Source organism: Variovorax sp. UC122_21 (assembly GCF_044056785.1).
In the GTDB taxonomy this organism is placed as follows: domain Bacteria; phylum Pseudomonadota; class Gammaproteobacteria; order Burkholderiales; family Burkholderiaceae_C; genus Variovorax.
Genome location: NZ_CP172004.1, coordinates 1677312 through 1694980, shown reverse-complemented (window position 1 = coordinate 1694980; position 17669 = coordinate 1677312). Strand labels below are relative to the sequence as shown.

General features: G+C 64.4%; 5 protein-coding genes and 4 pseudogenes. 7 read left to right on the top strand and 2 right to left on the bottom strand.

The annotated features are described in order from the left end of the window. Nucleotides 1-40 precede the first annotated feature (40 nt). Nucleotides 41-1283 (bottom strand): annotated as a pseudogene (locus tag ACHMXE_RS20260) (glutamate carboxypeptidase). 114 nt (nucleotides 1284-1397) lie between these two features. Further along, nucleotides 1398-2264: an IclR family transcriptional regulator gene (locus ACHMXE_RS20255; RefSeq protein ID WP_395350993.1), complete on the bottom strand. Its 867-nt coding sequence runs from the start codon at nucleotides 2262-2264 to the stop codon at nucleotides 1398-1400. A 171-nt stretch (nucleotides 2265-2435) separates the two neighbouring features. Here ACHMXE_RS20255 and ACHMXE_RS20250 point away from each other — a divergent pair. From ACHMXE_RS20250 to ACHMXE_RS20220, 7 genes and pseudogenes are all read left to right on the top strand, one after another. Beyond that, nucleotides 2436-3414 (top strand): annotated as a pseudogene (locus ACHMXE_RS20250) (Bug family tripartite tricarboxylate transporter substrate binding protein). A gap of 26 nt (nucleotides 3415-3440) precedes the next feature. Beyond that, nucleotides 3441-5799: pseudogene (locus ACHMXE_RS20245) on the top strand (cytochrome P450/oxidoreductase). A 185-nt stretch (nucleotides 5800-5984) separates the two neighbouring features. Continuing rightward, nucleotides 5985-8229 (top strand): annotated as a pseudogene (locus ACHMXE_RS20240) (type I secretion system permease/ATPase). Continuing rightward, nucleotides 8226-9707, top strand: coding sequence for an HlyD family type I secretion periplasmic adaptor subunit (locus ACHMXE_RS20235; RefSeq protein ID WP_395350991.1), 1482 nt, complete (start codon nucleotides 8226-8228; stop codon nucleotides 9705-9707). Before ACHMXE_RS20240 ends, ACHMXE_RS20235 begins: the two are co-directional and overlap by 4 nt. 106 nt (nucleotides 9708-9813) lie before the next feature. After that, nucleotides 9814-10350, top strand: a complete 537-nt coding sequence (locus tag ACHMXE_RS20230; RefSeq protein WP_395350990.1) for a hypothetical protein — start codon at nucleotides 9814-9816, stop codon at nucleotides 10348-10350. Next, on the top strand, nucleotides 10347-12302 hold the full coding sequence (locus ACHMXE_RS20225) for a hypothetical protein (protein WP_395350989.1): 1956 nt from the start codon (nucleotides 10347-10349) through the stop codon (nucleotides 12300-12302). The genes ACHMXE_RS20230 and ACHMXE_RS20225 overlap by 4 nt, the downstream gene beginning before the upstream one ends. Further along, nucleotides 12190-17514 carry a beta strand repeat-containing protein gene (locus ACHMXE_RS20220; RefSeq protein WP_395352726.1) on the top strand — a complete coding sequence of 1775 codons (5325 nt, stop codon included), beginning with the start codon at nucleotides 12190-12192 and terminating at the stop codon, nucleotides 17512-17514. The genes ACHMXE_RS20225 and ACHMXE_RS20220 overlap by 113 nt, the downstream gene beginning before the upstream one ends. Nucleotides 17515-17669 lie beyond the last annotated feature (155 nt).

Here is a 17669-nt window from a genome sequence, read left to right as displayed (position 1 = left end):
TCGACAAGCTCAGCCCGAACGGTTTGGAAATCCCCCGTTTTCAGTTCGCGCTCAAGGCCATCAGCATCCGCGACAGCAGATACAGCCGCGGCACGATGCTCTCGACCTCGGCGTATTCCTCGGGCGTGTGGATGCCGCCGCCCACGATGCCGAAGCCGTCGAGCACCGGTACGCCGACGCCGGCCACCAGGCTCGCATCGGCGGCGCCACCGCTGCTCTCGATGGTGAGCTTCTTGCCGATCTCGGCGTAGATGCCCTCGGCGGTCGCCACCAGCTTGTCGGAGGCGGGCGAACGCGGCATCGGCGGCAAGCCGCGGATCAGGCGCACCTTGACCTCGGTGTCGGGGATCAGCTTGTTCTGCGAGATGCGCTGCAGGTCCTTCTCGACGCGGTCGAGCTCCTCGGGCGTGGCGGCGCGCACGTCGCCGCGCGCGCGTCGCGGTGGCGGGGATCACGTTGGTCGGGCCGTTGGCGGTCAGCACCGTGAAGTTGACCGTGGTCTTCTTCGCGGCATCGGCGGTCTTCGACAGCTGCAGCACCTGGTGCGCCACCTCCATCGCGGCATTGCGGCCGGCCTCGGGCGCCACGCCGGCATGCGCGGCCAGGCCCTTGACCTCGATCAGCGCGGTGGCCGAGCCCTTGCGCTCCACCACCAGGCCGTCGGCCGGGCGGCCCGGCTCGAGGTTCAGCGCCACGTCGTGCTGCCTGGCCACGCGCTCGATCAGCGCGCTGGTGCCGACCGAGCCGGTCTCCTCGTTGGTGTCGATCAGGAAGGTGAGCTGGCCGTAGTCCTTGAAGCCCAGCTGCTGCAGGATCTTGAGCGCCTGCAGGCCCGCGACCACGCCGCCCTTGTTGTCCATCACGCCCGGGCCGTAGGCGCGGCCGTCCTTCACGTAGAAGGGCTTGGCGGCGGCGGTGCCGTCCTTGAACACGGTGTCGATGTGGGCCAGGATCAGGATCTTCTTCTTGCCGGTGCCGGTGAAGGTCGCGACCACGTTGCTGCCGGGATGCGGCTCGGCCGGGAAGGTCTCGATGCGCGCGCCGAGCTGGCGCAGTTCGTCCACCACCAGCGTGCGGACCTTCTCGAGACCCTCGGCATTGGTCGAGCCCGAGTCGATGTTGACCAGGCGCTCGAGCAGCTTGAGCGATTCCTCCTTCTTCTGCGTGGCGGCGTCGAGCACGGCCTGGTTCGGCTGCTGCGCCGAGGCGGCGCCCGCGAAGGCGAGCGCGCAGGCCAGCGCGATGGCCGGGGTGCGAAGGGATGGGAAGGCGAAAGTCTTCATAAGTCTTGTTGTCCGTTCTTTGTCGATGGCTGTTGGCTCCGCGAGGAGGCGCGCCGCTCCCCGCGACGCGCCGCCGCAGCCTATCGCCCCGGTCGCACGCGGGTCAAGCGCGACTCAGCATTCCTTCGGTACCAGGTAGCCCAGCACCTCGCTGGTCGCGGCTGCTTCGCGCAACACGGCGGTCGCGATCTCGCCATCGGCCGAGGGATCGAAGCCGCCGCTCGCGCCCAGCGCGGTGATGACCGCGCACACGCGCCCCGTGAAGTCGTGGACCGGCGCCGCCACCGCGCTGATGCCGCGCAGGTAGGTGTCGCGCACCACCGCGCAGCGCAGCGCGCGCACCTCGGCGCGCAGGGCCTCGATCGGCTGCCTGGCATCGAGCTGCGCGCGCATCTCGCGCGGTGCCGCGGCGAGTTCCTGCTCGGCCAGCTCGCGCACGCTGCGCTCGTTGAGCAGGCCGAGGAAGGCGCGGCCCGTGGCCGACCACAGCATCGACATCACCGAGCCCGCGCGCACGTTGACCGTGACCGGCAGGCCCGGCTCCTCGAAGCGCATCACGGTCGGGCCCTTGTTGCCCATCACGGCGACGAAGCAGGTGACCTCGAGCCCTTCGCGCAGCCGCACCAGCGCGGGCTCGGCCGCGCGCACCGGGTCGGACTGGCGCATCGCGGCCAGCCCGATGTTGATGGCCTCGGGGCCGAGCCGGTAGCGCTGCGAATCGACGTCCTGCGCCACCAGCCCTTCCTGCACCAGGCTCGCGAGGTAGCGATGCACCTTGGCCGGGCTCTCGCCCACGTGCGCCGCGAGGCCCGACAGGCCCGCGTTGCCGCCCATGCGCGCCAGGCCCTTGAGCACCGCCATGCCGGTCTCGGCCGACTGCACGCGCTGGCGCCGCTCGCGCGGCGCGGGCGCTGCGGGCAGCTTGGCGGCAGCGGCCTTCGGCTTGGCGGCGGGGGCTTTTTTCTTCGGGGTGGAAGCCATGTGCGGATCGTCTCGTTCTCGAAAAAAGGGGCGGGCACCCGATGGTAAGTACGGTGGCACCAGGGCTTGCCTCGCGATTTACGCTATGCGTACAATCATTACGCAAAACTCGCCGTCGCGGATTTTGACCCCGGATTGCGCTTCCCAGAACCCTAGAAACCAGGAGACACGATGAAGAAGTTCCTGGCCGGCTGCCTGCTGGCCCTCCCCGCGCTCGCCGTCACGAGCACCGCCTTCGCCCAGGCCGCGGCCTACCCCGCCAAGCCCATCCGCTGGCTCGTGCCCTATGCCGCCGGCGGCGGTTCCGACTTCCTCGCGCGCACCATCGGCCAGACGCTGTCGACGCAGGCCGGCCAGCCGGTGCTGGTGGACAACAAGCCCGGCGGCAACACCGCCATCGCGGCCGCGGGAGACCGCGCGCTCGGCGGCCGACGGCTACACCGTGCTGTCGGCCGACAACGGCACCATGGTGTTCAACCCCTCGCTCTACAAGACGCTGTCGTACAGCCCCACCAAGGACCTCGCGCCGGTCACGCTGATGGGCCGCTTCCCGATGATCCTGGTGGTCAATCCGGCCAGCGGCATCGCCGACGCCAAGACCTTCATCGCCCAGGCCAAGGCCAAGCCCGGCAGCTTCTCGTACGCCTCGGCCGGCGCCGGCAGCCCGCACCACCTGGCGATGGAACTGCTCAAGACCGAAGCCGGCCTGTTCATGGTGCACGTGCCCTACCGCGGCGCGGCACCGGCCCTCACCGACGTGGCCGGCGGCCAGGTGCAGGCCATGATGGTCGACCTCGCCGCGGGCGCGGGCTTCATCAAGGGCGGCAAGGTCAAGGCCATCGCCGTGGCCAACGCCACGCGGCTGCCGCAGCTGCCCGACGTGCCCACCTTCGCCGAACTCGGCCACAAGGGCGTGGAAGCCGCCGCGCTGGTCGGCATGGTGGTGCCCGCCGCCACGCCGCCCGAGGTGGTGAACGCGCTCAACAAGCGCGTGGTCGCGGCCATCAACGAACCCACGGTACGCAAGCGCCTCGAGGACTTCGGCGTCGAGCCCGTGGGCAACACGCCCGCGCAGTTCGGCGAACTGCTGCGCAGCGAGACCGTGCGCTGGCAGAAGCTGATCCGCGACCTGAAGATCACCCTGGACTGACGCGCCGCGCGGAAGGAGCCTTCTCGATGTCCACCGTTTCCGAAGCCACCGCCGCGCGCACCGGGGGTTGCCCCGTGGCACACGGCGAGCTGTCCGCCGAACGCTCGCCCACCGGCTGCCCGGTGAGCCGGCGCGCCGCCGACTTCGATCCCTTCGAGGACGGCTACCAGCAGGACCCGCCCGAGTACGTGCGCTGGGCGCGCGAGCAGGAGCCGGTGTTCTACAGCCCCAAGCTCGGCTACTGGGTGGTCACGCGCTTCGAGGACATCAAGGCCATCTTCCGCGACAACCTCACCTTCAGTCCCTCGATCGCGCTCGAGAAGATCACGCCCACCGGCCCCGAGGCCAACGCGGTGCTCGCGAGCTACGGCTTCGCGCTCAACCGCACGCTGGTCAACGAGGACGAGCCGGCCCACATGCCGCGCCGCCGCGTGCTGATGGACCCGTTCACGCCCGAGGCGCTCAAGCACCACGAGCCGATGGTGCGCCAGCTCGCGCGCGAGTACGTCGACCGCTTCATCGACGACGGCCGCGCCGACCTGGTCGACCAGATGCTGTGGGAGGTGCCGCTGACCGTGGCGCTGCACTTCCTCGGCGTGCCCGAGGAGGACATGGACACGCTGCGCCAGTACTCGATCGCCCACACCGTCAACACCTGGGGCCGCCCGAAGCCCGAGGAGCAGGTGGCGGTGGCGCACGCGGTCGGCAACTTCTGGCAGTTCGCGGGCAAGGTGCTCGACAAGATGCGCCTGAACCCCGACGCGCCGGGCTGGATGCCCTACGGCCTGCGCAAGCAGAAGGAGCATCCCGAGGTCGTGACCGACTCCTACCTGCACTCGATGATGATGGCCGGCATCGTGGCCGCGCACGAGACCACCGCCAACGCCACGGCCAATGCGATGAAGCTGCTGCTGCAGCATCCGCAGGCCTGGCGCGACATCTGCGAGGACCCGGGCCTGATCTCGAGCGCGGTGGAGGAATGCCTGCGCCACAACGGCTCGGTCGCGGCCTGGCGACGTCTCGCGACGAAGGACGTGCAGGTCGGCGGCATCGACATCCCCGCCGGCTCGAAGCTCTTGATCGTCACCTCGTCGGCCAACCACGACGAGGCGCATTTCGCCGATGCCGACCTGTTCGACATCCGGCGCGACAACGCCAGCGACCACCTGACCTTCGGCTACGGTTCGCACCAGTGCATGGGCAAGAACCTCGCGCGCATGGAGATGCAGATCTTCCTCGAGGAGTTCACGCGCCGCCTGCCGCACATGAAGCTGGCCGAGCAGCAGTTCAGCTACGTGCCCAACACCTCGTTCCGCGGCCCCGAGCACCTGTGGGTCGAATCGGAACCCGGCCCACAACCCCGAGCGCCGCGATGCCGCGCTGCTGCAGCAACAGGTGCCCGTGCGCATCGGCGAGCCCTCGAAGCACGCGATCTCGCGCCAGATGGTGGTGCAAAGCGTGACCCCGGTCGCCGAGGGCGTGCTGAAGCTGCGCCTGGCCACGCCCGACGGCCGCCCCGTGCCGCGCTGGACGCCGGGTTCGCACATCGACATCGAATGCGGCTCGCCCGACCTGTCGCGCCAGTACTCGCTGTGCGGCGACCCGGCCGAAGCCGACGTGCTCGAGATCGCCGTGCTGCGCGAGGACGAAGGCCGCGGCGGCTCGGCCTGGGTGCATGCCAACGTGCGCCCCGGCGACAAGCTCAAGGTGCGCGGCCCGCGCAACCACTTCCACCTCGACGAGAGCCGCCAGCGGCTGATCCTGATCGCCGGCGGCATCGGCATCACGCCCATCGCCGCGATGGCGCGCCGCGCCAAGGCCTTGGGCCTCGACTACGAGATCCACTACAGCGGCCGCAGCCGCGCGCGCATGGCCTTCGTCGACGAGCTGGCCGCGCTGCATGGCGAGCGCCTGCACGTCTACGCGAAGGAGGACGGCCAGCGCTGCGACCTCGCCGCCCTTCTCGCCACCCCGCGCGAAGGTACCCAGGTCTATGCCTGCGGCCCCGCGCGCATGCTCGACGCCCTCGAGGCCTGCTGCGCCGCCTGGCCCGAGGACTCGCCGCGCGTGGAGCATTTCGAATCGAAGCTCGGCAGCCTCGATCCGTCGAAGGAACATGCCTTCGAGGTCGAGCTCAAGGACTCGGGCATCGTCGTGCCCGTGCCGGCCGACCGCACCGTGCTCGACGCGCTGCGCGCCGCCAACATCGACGTGCAGAGCGACTGCGAGGAGGGCCTGTGCGGCTCGTGCGAGGTGCGCGTGCTGGCCGGCAGGGTCGACCACCGCGACGTGGTGCTGACGCGCTCGGAGCGGGAGGCGAATGGGCGGATGATGACCTGCTGCTCGCGGGCTTGTACGGGGGAGCGGCTGGTGCTGGAGCTTTGACCGAGCACCGATAGTTCCCAGGCTCGAGGACCTTGCCGCCACGCCTTTGCAGGACACTTGTCAAGAGCTCCGGAGCTTTTGTCATTGAACTGTCGTTGTAGTTCGATCCGTCTTCCGCTACCGTCCCCGACACAAGAAATGTGTGGGAGCGAGGAGTGGGAGAACTGGATCCATCAGGTGCCGATATGGCACCGGCGGGGGGCGACGCGGCGCTCTCCAAGCCCGAGAACGAAACGCGGCAAGAGACATCAGCCTCTCTCGCCGCGCTGTGCACGCTCGCGCGCTTCCACCAGATCGCAGCAGACCCCGCCCTGCTGGCCCACCAGCTGGGCGTGACCTCTTCGGAAGCCGTCGACACCGCAACCCTGTTGCGCGCAGCCCGCCACCTGGGCCTGAAGGCCAAGTCCAGCCGCAGCGGCATCGAGCGCCTGGCCCACACGCCCCTGCCCGCCCTCGCGGCGCTGCGTGATCCCGACGGCAGCGAGCGCTTCGTCATCCTCGCCCAGTGCGACGGCCAGCGCGTCCTGCTGCAAGACCCCGCTGCACCTACCCCGCGCCCCGTCATCGAACCCCTGGAAGTCTTCGCCACCCACTGGAGCGGCGAACTCATCCTCGTCACCAGCCGTGCCAGCCTCGTGGGAGAGTTGGCCAAGTTCGACTTCTCCTGGTTCATCCCCAGCCTGGTGAAGCACCGGCGGCTGCTGGGCGAGGTGCTGCTGATCTCTTTCATGCTGCAGCTGTTCGCGCTGGTCAGTCCGCTGTTCTTCCAGGTCGTGATGGACAAGGTGCTCGTGCACCGCGGCCTCACCACGCTGGACGTGCTGGTCGTGGGCCTGGTGGTGATGGTCATCTTCGAGTCGCTGCTCAACGGCCTGCGCAGCTACGTCTTCAGCCACACCACCAGCCGCATCGACGTGGAACTGGGCGCGCGGCTGTTCCGCCACCTCGTGCAACTGCCCCTGGCCTACTTCCAGGCCCGGCGCGTGGGCGACTCCGTGGCGCGCGTGCGCGAGCTCGAGAACATCCGCAGCTTCCTCACCGGCAACGCCCTGACCGTGCTGCTGGACGTCGTGTTCTCGGTCGTCTTCGTGGCCATCATGCTGTTCTACAGCGTGCCGCTCACGCTGATCGTGCTGGTGAGCCTGCCGCTGTACTTCGGCCTGAGCCTGGCGGTGGTGCCGATCCTGCGCCGACGCCTGGACGAGAAGTTCGCGCGCGGCGCGGAGAACCAGGCCATGCTGGTGGAGACCGTGGGCGCCATCCAGACGGTCAAGGCCACCGCGCTGGAGCCGGCCTTCGCGCGGCGCTGGGACAACCAGCTCGCCGCCTACGTCAGCGCGAGCTTCCGCACCCAGAACCTCGCGAGCTGGGCCCACGAGGGCGTGAACCTGATCGGTAAGCTGGTCAATGCCGCCACCCTCTGGTACGGCGCCCACCTCGTGATGAACAACGACGCGACCGGTGCAGGTCTCACCGTGGGCCAGTTCGTCGCCTTCAACATGTTCGCCCAGCGCGTGTCGCAGCCCATCATGCGCATGGCGCAGCTGTGGACCGACTTCCAGCAGACCGGCATCTCCATGGCCCGGCTGGGGGGACATCCTCAACACCCGCACCGAGGTGCCGCCGAGCACCGCGGCCCAACTGCCCGCGCTCAAGGGCCGCGTCACGCTGGAAGGCCTGACCTTCCGCTACCGGCCCGAGGCCCCGCCCGTGCTGCACGGCGTGAGCCTGGATGTGCGCCCGGGCGAAGTCATCGGCATCGTCGGGCGCTCGGGCTCGGGCAAGAGCACGCTGACCAAGCTCATCCAGCGGCTGTACACCCCCGAGCAGGGACGATTGCTGGTCGACGGCATCGACATCGGTCTGATCGACGCGGCGCAGCTCAGAAGACAGGTGGGCGTGGTGCTGCAGGAGAACACCCTGTTCAACCGCAGCGTGCGCGAGAACATCGCGATCGCCGACCCGGCCGCGCCGCTGGAGGCGGTGCTGCATGCGGCGCGGCTGGCGGGCGCGCACGAGTTCATCAGCGAGCTGCCCGAGGGCTACGACACCGTGGTGGGCGAACAGGGCGCGAGCCTGTCGGGCGGCCAGCGCCAGCGCATCGCCATTGCGCGGGCGCTGTTCACGCAGCCGCGCATCCTGATCTTCGACGAGGCCACCAGCGCGCTGGACTACGAGAGCGAGGCCATCGTGCAGCGCAACATGGCGCACATCTGCAAGGGGCGCACGGTCTTCATCATCGCCCACCGCCTGAGCGCCGTGCGCCACGCCGACCGGATCATCGTGATGGAGAAGGGGCGCATCGTGGAGGGCGGCACGCACGAGGCGCTGCTCAATCGGCCCAAGGGTATCTATGCCTACCTGTGGAACATGCAGGGCGGTGGGCACATGGAGGGCAGCAAGCCCGCGGGCATGGAGGTGCCGGCATGACCGCCTCCGTCCAGCGAACCGACGCGGCCAACCAGCCGAGCGTGCGCCATCCGGTGTTCGAGCTACTCGGGCGCTATGGCGCGGTCTTCCGGGCCGCTTGGCGGCACCGCCATGAGCTGGCGGGCCCGAAGCGCCTGAGCGACGAAGCCGCCTTCCTGCCGGCGGCGCTGAGCCTGCAGGACACGCCCGTGCACCCCGCACCGAGGCGACTGGCCTTCGCACTGATCGCGCTGTTCCTGATCGCGCTCGTGTGGTCCATCGTCGGGCAGGTGGACATCGTGGCGGTGGCGCCGGGCAAGATCGTGGTGAGCGAGCGCACCAAGCTGATCCAGCCGCTGGAGGTCAGCGTGGTCAAGCGGGTGCTGGTGAAGGATGGGGACCATGTCGAAGCCGGACAGGCATTGGTCGAGCTCGATCCCACCAGCGCCAATGCAGACAAGACCAGCATCGACGAACAGTTGAAGTCGGCGCAGTCGGAGGTTCTAAGGACACGGGCCTTGCTACAGGCGTTCAATGTGCAGGCACTCAATGCCTCATCTCCCCGAGCGCCGGAGCTGGGCACGAACCTGCCGGCGTGGAGCGAGGTGGACGTCGCCGCGGCGAAGCTTCAGCTGAGCGACGAATGGAGCGACATCACCGCCAAGCTCGCGAAGGCGGCGGCCGAACTGCAGCGCCGCCAGGCCGAGATCGCCACCGTGCGCGAGATGGTGACCAAGCTCGAGACCACGCTGCCGATTGCGAAGCAGAGGGAGGCCGACTTCCATCAGCTGGCCAACCAGGGCTTCATGTCCAGCCATGCGAACCAGGACCGCACGCGCGAGCGCATCGAGCTGGAGCGCGACCTCGCCACCCAGCGCGCGCGGCTGGCCGAGGCCAATGCGACGCTGCGCGAGAGCGAGAACACCAGGGCCTCCTATATCGCTGAGACCCGCAATGCACTGCGCACCAGGGAAGCCGCGGCCGAGCTCAAACGCCAGCAGGGCACGCAGGAACTCGCCAAGGCGGGGCAACGAGAGCGCCTGACGACCTTGAAGGCGCCGGTGGCCGGTACGGTACAGCAGCTGGTGACGCACACCGAGGGCGGCGTGGTGACCGAGGCGCAGCCGCTGATGGTGATCGTGCCGCACGACGCGCAGGTCACGGCCGAGGTGACGCTGGAGAACAAGGACATCGGCTTCGTGAGCCCGACGCAGGAAGCGCGCATCAAGCTGGAGACCTTCCCGTACACGCGCTATGGGACGGTGGATGCGACGGTGAAGACGGTGACGGCCGATGCGGTCAATGACGAGAAGCGTGGGGCGATCTTCCCGGTGACGCTGAACCTCAACGCCACCAGCATCGATGTGGATGGCAAGCCGATCAAGCTCTCTCCGGGGATGAATCTGACGGCGGAGATCAAGACGGGGAAGAGACGGGTTATTGAGTTCTTGCTCAGCCCGGTGCAACGGGCGACAAGTGAGAGTTTGAGGGAAAGATAAGTCGAGAAATCACCTAATGACCAATGTCACACGACAAGCACGACTTCGATCCTCAGCCGCGAAGTACCAAGCATTCTGATTTTTAATCAATTTTGAAATCAAATCTATGAGTCAAGCCGAACCCGTGAAAATTAAATGGTGGAATAAAAAAATGCTACTTTCCAGTGCCGCAGTCGGCGTGGTTTTCGGAATCATTTTTTTCTCAATCGCCAAAAACTCAGAACCTCAAGAAGGAGTGAAGCTTGAAAAACTCCCTCCCCTCCATGGAATATACAAATGCTGCGACGCAGGCGGCAGATATAGCCAAAGCTGGGTTGGCAGTACTGCCGTCAACTGCATAGGCCTCTCCTATTATCAAGTAGGAACGGGCCGCAATGATTGTGGATTAAAAGAACAGTTAAATGGAAGGCCAGTGGAAGCCATTCAAACCCTCATACCAACCTACCACGGAAAATCCCCCATCGTCACTGAAATAATCTCGGGAAGCACAACCTATTATTCCCGCAACGATGATGAAATTCGAGAGCAATGGGCAAGGGAGTCCAAAAGCAATTCTATTGTTCTGGGATTCATTTCGTTTTTAATTTTTCATTTTATACAATTGATTATTGCAAGCAAAAAAGCTAACCGGGAGAAATCATGAGCACGTACACCATCATTAATCTGCAAAACGATGCCGGCTCTCTTGCCAAAGCGCTCAGTGAGGCGCTGAATGGAGACAATGCAGATCAGCGGCGCGCAGCATGGACTGACGTTATCAATACCTCCGCAAAGATTACTGCGGGCATGGCAGAGCTTGGAGCGAATAATCCCCAATGGTCTGGTTGGCTCGGATCAGGCTCGACCTTGGCGTCTGTTGGCATATCTGCCGAACGAATTCGCTTGACTCTTCAAGTAACAAACAACGTTGACTCCATCAAAGCAGGCGATGCACTGAGTGTAGTTGGCGGAATTTCCGAACTGGCAGGAAATTTTTTGATTAAGCCAGGCCCTCAACTCGTTGGAGGACTGATTCTTAAAGGAGTTGGTGCGGCTGCGGGGGTTGCTCAGAACATGGTGGGCGACAAAACCATCGGCCAAATTTTTTCTTCTGCAACTACACCCAATACTCCAACCGTTTCGCCTTTGCTTTTTCCGCCTACTCCAGATCTCACGCGTCGTGCACCTGATGGGCTCAGTCCTCTCAATACGGGCCTCAGCACGAAAGAAGGAAATGTTCGTACTGACACCATCTGGACACAGAATGTGCAAGGCGCCTATATAAAAAGCGAAACCATCACCATCGTTAATGCAAATGGGGATGCCATTGGCAGCACTTTTTCTCAGTATTTTTACAACAGCGATGGCGCTGCTGTCTCGGCCAATACCTACACCTATGATCGCATGGGTGCGCAAACCTACTCGGGCGCGCTGGTCCCTACGTCAAATGGCCAGTCTTGGCAAAATGCCCCGGCCGGAGTGCAGCCGCCAGCCAGAGGTTCATTACAAAGCGGATTTACGGCAAACGGCCCCAATAGCGTCATATTGAATGCGGGTGGAAACCTGAGCCAGATCGTGCTCTCCCAGCAAAACCTACTGAACGACATCTCTCTGGCAGATCTGCTGGCCAGCAACCCAGGAATTACCAACCCAAATATCGTTCAAGCCGGTCAAGTAATTTACATTCCCAAAAAGCAGTCAAACGGCAGCATAACGTACAACTACGCGACGGGAGCCAGCGTCAATAGCAATTCCGCAACTGGCGAGTACTACATGGCAGTCCCTGGCACGGGAGGGCAAACTGTCTATAGCCGTACCATCGATGCCAATGGGGGCTATTGGATACGTCAGACAACCACGAATAGTCAAGGACAAACAACGTACGACTTCACGGGCCATCAAAGCTCACTCAATGAATCGATCGTCAAGCGCAAGGAAATCGTGCTTAACGACGACTCGTCAATCACCACGAGCCAATTCAATCAGACGGGCTCACTGGAATCCACCACAATAAGTAGAAATTCCGCCGGAGTCCTGGAGACATTCGTTTTTGATGGCGAGGGCGGGACCGCTTCCATTGCACTTGCGAACGGAGGGGCCGTCGCCGCTTATGAGCAGGATGCTGACGGCAACTGGGTGCCTGTCTCTTGGACCCAGGATGGTCAGACCTACACCGGAGACGACCTGGGCGCGTTCATTGCCAATCTCCAGAGCAATTCCGATGCAGCCGATTTGAGCAGCAGCGAGTCGGCGACGTACGGTCGTTACGACCAGCAGTTCGCCAACGCCGGCGGTAACAACGCCGCTGGCGTCAGTAACGCCAAGGACACGGGTGCGTCGTTGGATACGCTGGCAAATCGGCTCGGCATGCCTTACATCTCTGACCGATGGGTGCCGTACTTCCTCGGCGCCGGAATCCCCCTCGACGCTGATGCTGTCCAGCGGAATGGACGCGGCCGTCAGACAGGCGTTGAGCATCCTGTCGCAAAGCCGCGTCAACACATTGCGCCAGCAGACGCCCTCATACTTCACAGTCAACGTACTCGGCTTTGGCAACATGCCGCCGCCACCGCCTCGCCCAGCATCTGCCAACCTTTCGCTGCCGCTGGTGCTTGATCTCGGCGACGATGGACTTGAATTGACCGCACTGGACCGCAGCAACGCCACGTTCGACGTCGATGCGAATGGCCAGATCAAAACAGTGGGCTGGGTAGGAGGCAAGGAAGGCATCCTCGTGTTCGACAAGAACGCCAACGGCGTCGTCGACAATGCCAGCGAATGGTTCGGCCAGCAGTTCGCTGCCTCTGGCACACCGCCGGCAAACCAAGACGGCTTCAAGGCCCTGGCCACGCTGGCCAACGCCGGAGCGACGTCCTTTTCGGCAACCACTTCCAAGATCAACCCGGCCACCGGCAAACGCTACTTCGACGAGCTGCAAGTCTGGATCGACGCCGACCAGGATGGCAAGACGGATGCGGGCGAACTGCGCACCCTCGCAAGCCTGGGCATCACCTCCATCGATCTCACCCCTCAAGCCGTCAATCGCAACGACGACGGCAACGTCATCCTGAGCAAGGCAGGGTACACCACGGCCGACGGCAAGCGCCACACCATCAACGACGTGGGATCGGCCACGGAACTGACAGCGATCACGGACGGCGTGCGCCCGGTGTCAGCGGCCGCGCTCGCCTTCGCGGAGTACGCGGGCAAGGGTTACGCGGCAATGGCAGCTGGTCAGGCCAAGGCAACCGCCATCCTCGCAATGAGCCGCCAGGCCAACGAGCAAGCTGCCATCTCCGCGCTGCAGCGGACGTTTGGGGTGCCCCCGGGTACACCACCTTTAGGCGAAGCCATCATGGAGTACCGGATGAAGGCGAGCTGGTCACAGCAGGCAGGCCTGGGACCGACGGGGCTAAATGACAAGATCGTCTACTTCTACGGTTCGAAGGTGGACGCCAACACCTACCCTTCGTTACGGCGCATCAATAGCGCTCCAGCGGATATCGTCAACGTGCTCAACGGCATCGCTTCGCTGCGCCAGGGAGAGATCAAGGCAGCCCAATCCATCGAATGGGCAGCCAACAAACAAGTCATGGCCCGACGCGATGCGCAGGTGGCCAATGCTACCCAGACCGCCGACGCCCGACATTCGGCGGATTTGCAGGCGATATTCGCGACCAGGGACTGGGACGATGCCATCGTCAGCTACCTGAATGTCAAGGACCAGGTCGAAGCCATGGCTGCACGCCTACCGGAGGTCCAGAACAAACTCAACGAATTGGTCCCCCAGAACCTCAATCTCACTGGCCATCTTCCGAACGGTGCAACCTTCCTCACACGCGCCGATGCTACGATGGCGGCGGAAGCGTTCCGAGCCTATGCGTCAGCCTTACAGCCGATGGCCGAGCTGAAGATCATGGGCGATCAAATGCTCGGTGCCATTGCACAATCCAATGGCTATACACGGGCCTACGTCGGCAAGGATGGCCAGACCACCACGGCAGACAATGGCTACAACCTGCTGATCGGCAATCGCGGCAACCAGACTTTTGTCCTCAATGCAGGCGTGGACAACATCGCCGTCACGAGCACGACCGGAACCATCACGGTCAGTGGTTTCCAAGTGGGCGCCGCAGGCGATCAGCTCCAGTTCATCAATAGTCGCGCATGGAGCTATATAGACATCGCCGACGATGGTCTAGGCAACACAGTCATTTACCACAATGGCCAGCCCAAAGTGACCCTGTTGGGAGTGAATGCCGCGCGGCTCGATTTGTATTCCAATCTAACTGGTATTGACGATGTCCGCTTTCAAACGTCCACGAGTGGGGTGCGTAGTCTGCGGGGAGAAAACACATACGATGGGCAAGTTCATGCCATCTCGATCACCGCATCGGCACACGGCGACACTTTGATTGGAGGCGACCGTGACACCACGCTTCGCTCGGGGCGAGGCTCTGACACGTTCGTGATCACCGGCTTGAATACCAAAGTTTTTGGCAGCGTGAGCCTGGAAGGAGCCGACCGATTGAGCTATGAAGAGCTCGCAGTCGGGGTCAAGACTTCCTGGTACGAGCACGCCTATCTCGACGATGGTCAATACATCTATGAAGCCTACTATACGGACTCTCTAGGGAGTCGTATCGAGGGTCTGCAAGACTTTTTAGGGTCGAACTTCAATGATCATCTGGTCGGTAACCCTTGGGGAGGAACTAGGCTTAACGGCGGGTTAGGCAACGATATTCTGGAAGGTGGCATTCGGGCCGATGTTCTGATCGGCGGCATGGGCAACGATACTTTTGTGGTCAACGTCGCAGGTGACGTGATCACAGAACTAGTCGACGAAGGCACGGACCTCGTGCAAAGCAGCATCAGTTACACGCTGGGTGCGAACGTCGAGAACCTGACGCTCACGGGAATGGCTGCTATCACCGGCACTGGCAACGCCCTGGACAACAACCTCACAGGAAACGCCGCCAATAACACTCTGACCGGCGGCGCGGGCAACGATACCCTCATCGGTGGCGGCGGAACAGACACGCTGATCGGAGGCACCGGCAACGACACCTACGTGATCGACGCAGTGGGCGATGTGATCACTGAACTGGTCAACGAAGGCGTAGATCTCGTGCAAAGCAGTATCAGTCACACGCTGGGTGCCAATCTCGAGAACTTGCAGTTGACCGGCACCACCGCCATTAACGGCACCGGCAACGCGGCGAACAATGTGCTCTTCTCAGGCGCAGGCAACAACGTGCTCAATGGCCTGGGCGGAATTGATACAGCCTCCTACCAGTACGCGCTCTCCGGCGTGACGGTCAGTCTGATGGTGACTACCGCGCAGGCGACGGGCGGCTCCGGCAGCGACACGCTGCTCGAGATCGAGAACCTCACGGGCAGCGCATTTAACGACAAGCTCACGGGCAACGCGACGGGCAACGTACTCGACGGCGGAACTGGCGCGGACACGCTGATCGGTGGAGCAGGCAACGACGTCTACGTCGTGGACAGCGCAGGCGATGTCGTGACGGAGCTGGCCAACGAAGGCTCGGATCTTGTGCAGAGTGGCACCACCTACACGCTTGGAGCCAACGTCGAGAACCTGACGCTGACCGGCATTGCAGCCATCAACGGCACGGGCAACGCCCTGGACAACGTGATCACCGGCAACGCCGCCAGCAACACGCTGACCGGCGGCGCCGGCAACGACACCCTCAACGGCGGGGCCGGTACGGACACGCTGATTGGCGGCGCGGGCAACGACACCTATGTGGTCGATATCGCTGGCGACGTGGTCACCGAGCTGGCCAACGAAGGCACCGACCTCGTCCAGAGCGCCATCACCTACACGCTCGGCGCCAACGTCGAGAACCTCACGCTCACGGGCACTGCCGCCATCAACGGCACCGGCAACGCCCTGGACAACGTGATCACGGGCAATGCCGCCAGCAACACGCTGACCAGCGGCGCCGGCAACGACACCCTCGACGGTGGGGCCGGTACGGACACGCTGATTGGCGGCGCGGGCAACGATGTCTATGTCGTCGATGTCGCCGGCGACGTGGTCACCGAACTCGCCAACGAAGGCACCGACCTCGTCCAGAGTGCCATCACCTACACGCTCGGCACCAACGTCGAGAACCTGACGCTCACGGGCACTGCCGCCATCAACGGCACCGGCAACGCCCTGGACAACGTGATCACCGGCAACGCCGCCAGCAACACCCTGACCAGCGGCGCCGGCAACGACACCCTCAACGGTGGGGCCGGTACGGACACGCTGATTGGCGGCGCGGGCAACGATGTCTATGTCGTCGATGTCGCCGGCGACGTGGTCACCGAACTCGCCAACGAGGGCATCGATCTCGTCCAGAGCGCCATCACCTACACGCTCGGCGCCAACGTCGAGAACCTCACGCTCACGGACACCGCCGCCATCGACGGCACCGGCAACGCCCTCGACAACGTGATCACAGGCAACGCCGCCAGCAACACGCTGACCGGCGGCGCAGGCAACGACTCCCTCAACGGTGCAGCCGGCATCGACACCATGCTCGGCGGCGCGGGCAACGACACCTACTACGTCGACAACGTCGGCGACACGGTCACGGAACTCGCCAACGAGGGAACCGACATCGTCTACGCCTACGTCAGCCATACGCTCGCCGCCAACGTGGAGAACATCCGCCTGCACACCACCGGCAACATCGACGCCACCGGCAATGCGCTGAACAACATCCTGTACGCGGGCGACGGCAACAACGTGCTGAATGGCGGCGACGGCATCGACACGGTGTCGTATGCCTACGCAGCCTCGGCCGTCACGGCCAGCCTCGCCATCACCACAGCTCAGGCCACCAGCGGCTCCGGCAGCGACACGATCCTCAACGTCGAAAGCCTCGTGGGCAGCAACTTCAACGACAAGCTCACCGGCAATACCGCAGCCAACAGCCTGAACGGCGGTGCCGGCGCGGATACGATGATCGGCGGCCTGGGCAACGACGGCTACTACGTCGACAACATCGGCGATGTCGTGACCGAACTGGCCAACGAAGGCGTCGACACCGTCTACAGCACGATCAGCTACACGCTGGGCGCCAACCTCGAGAACCTCTACATCAACACCACCGGCGCGGTGAATGCCACGGGCAATGCGCTCGCCAACGTGCTGTATGCCGGCGCGGGCAACAACGTGATCGACGGACTGGACGGCTCCGACACGGTGTCGTACGCCTATGCCGCCTCGGGCGTCACGGTCAGCCTGGCCAGTACCGCGGCGCAAGTCACCGGCGGCTCGGGCACCGATACGCTGCTCAACATCGAAAACCTGGTCGGCGGCAGCTACAACGACATCCTGATCGGCAATGCCGGTGCTAATGGCTTGACCGGCGGCGCGGGCAACGACACGCTCAACGGAGGCGCCGGCGCGGACACGCTGGCAGGCGGTGTCGGTAACGACACCTACGTGCTTGGCCGCGGCTACGGCATCGACACCATCACGGAGAACGATGCCACGGCGGGCAACACCGACGTGGCGCAGTTCGCCGCCGATATCGCCATCGACCAGCTCTGGTTCCAGAAGGTCGGCAACAACCTGGAAGTCAGCGTCATCGGCTCCACCGACAAGTTCACGCTGAGCAACTGGTATCTGGGCGATCAATACCAGGTCGAGCAGTTCAAGGCCGGCGGCAAGACCCTGTTGGACAGCCAGGTGCAGAACCTCGTGCAGGCGATGGCGGGATTCGCACCGCCGGCAGCCGGGCAGACGACTCTCCCGGCCAACTACCAGAGCAGCCTGGCACCGGTGCTAGCAGCCAACTGGACCTGAGACCGGGACGATGTCGAACATCCCGAAGGGCGGCAAGGCTTGCGCGGCACTACTTCTGTCGCTGCTGCTGGCCGCCTGCGCGACGCAACTCGAAGGAAAGATCGAGCCGACCGCGCAGGCCACGGCTTCCGCCAAGCCGGCGCCCGCCCCATCCG

Bases quoted from the DNA above. Each gene is read 5' to 3' on its own strand.
- ACHMXE_RS20255 (WP_395350993.1), bottom strand. From the start codon at position 2,264: ATGGCTTCCACCCCGAAGAAAAAAGCCCCCGCCGCCAAGCCGAAGGCC.
- ACHMXE_RS20235 (WP_395350991.1), top strand. From the start codon at position 8,226: ATGACCGCCTCCGTCCAGCGAACCGACGCGGCCAACCAGCCGAGCGTG.
- ACHMXE_RS20230 (WP_395350990.1), top strand. From the start codon at position 9,814: ATGAGTCAAGCCGAACCCGTGAAAATTAAATGGTGGAATAAAAAAATG.
- ACHMXE_RS20225 (WP_395350989.1), top strand. From the start codon at position 10,347: ATGAGCACGTACACCATCATTAATCTGCAAAACGATGCCGGCTCTCTT.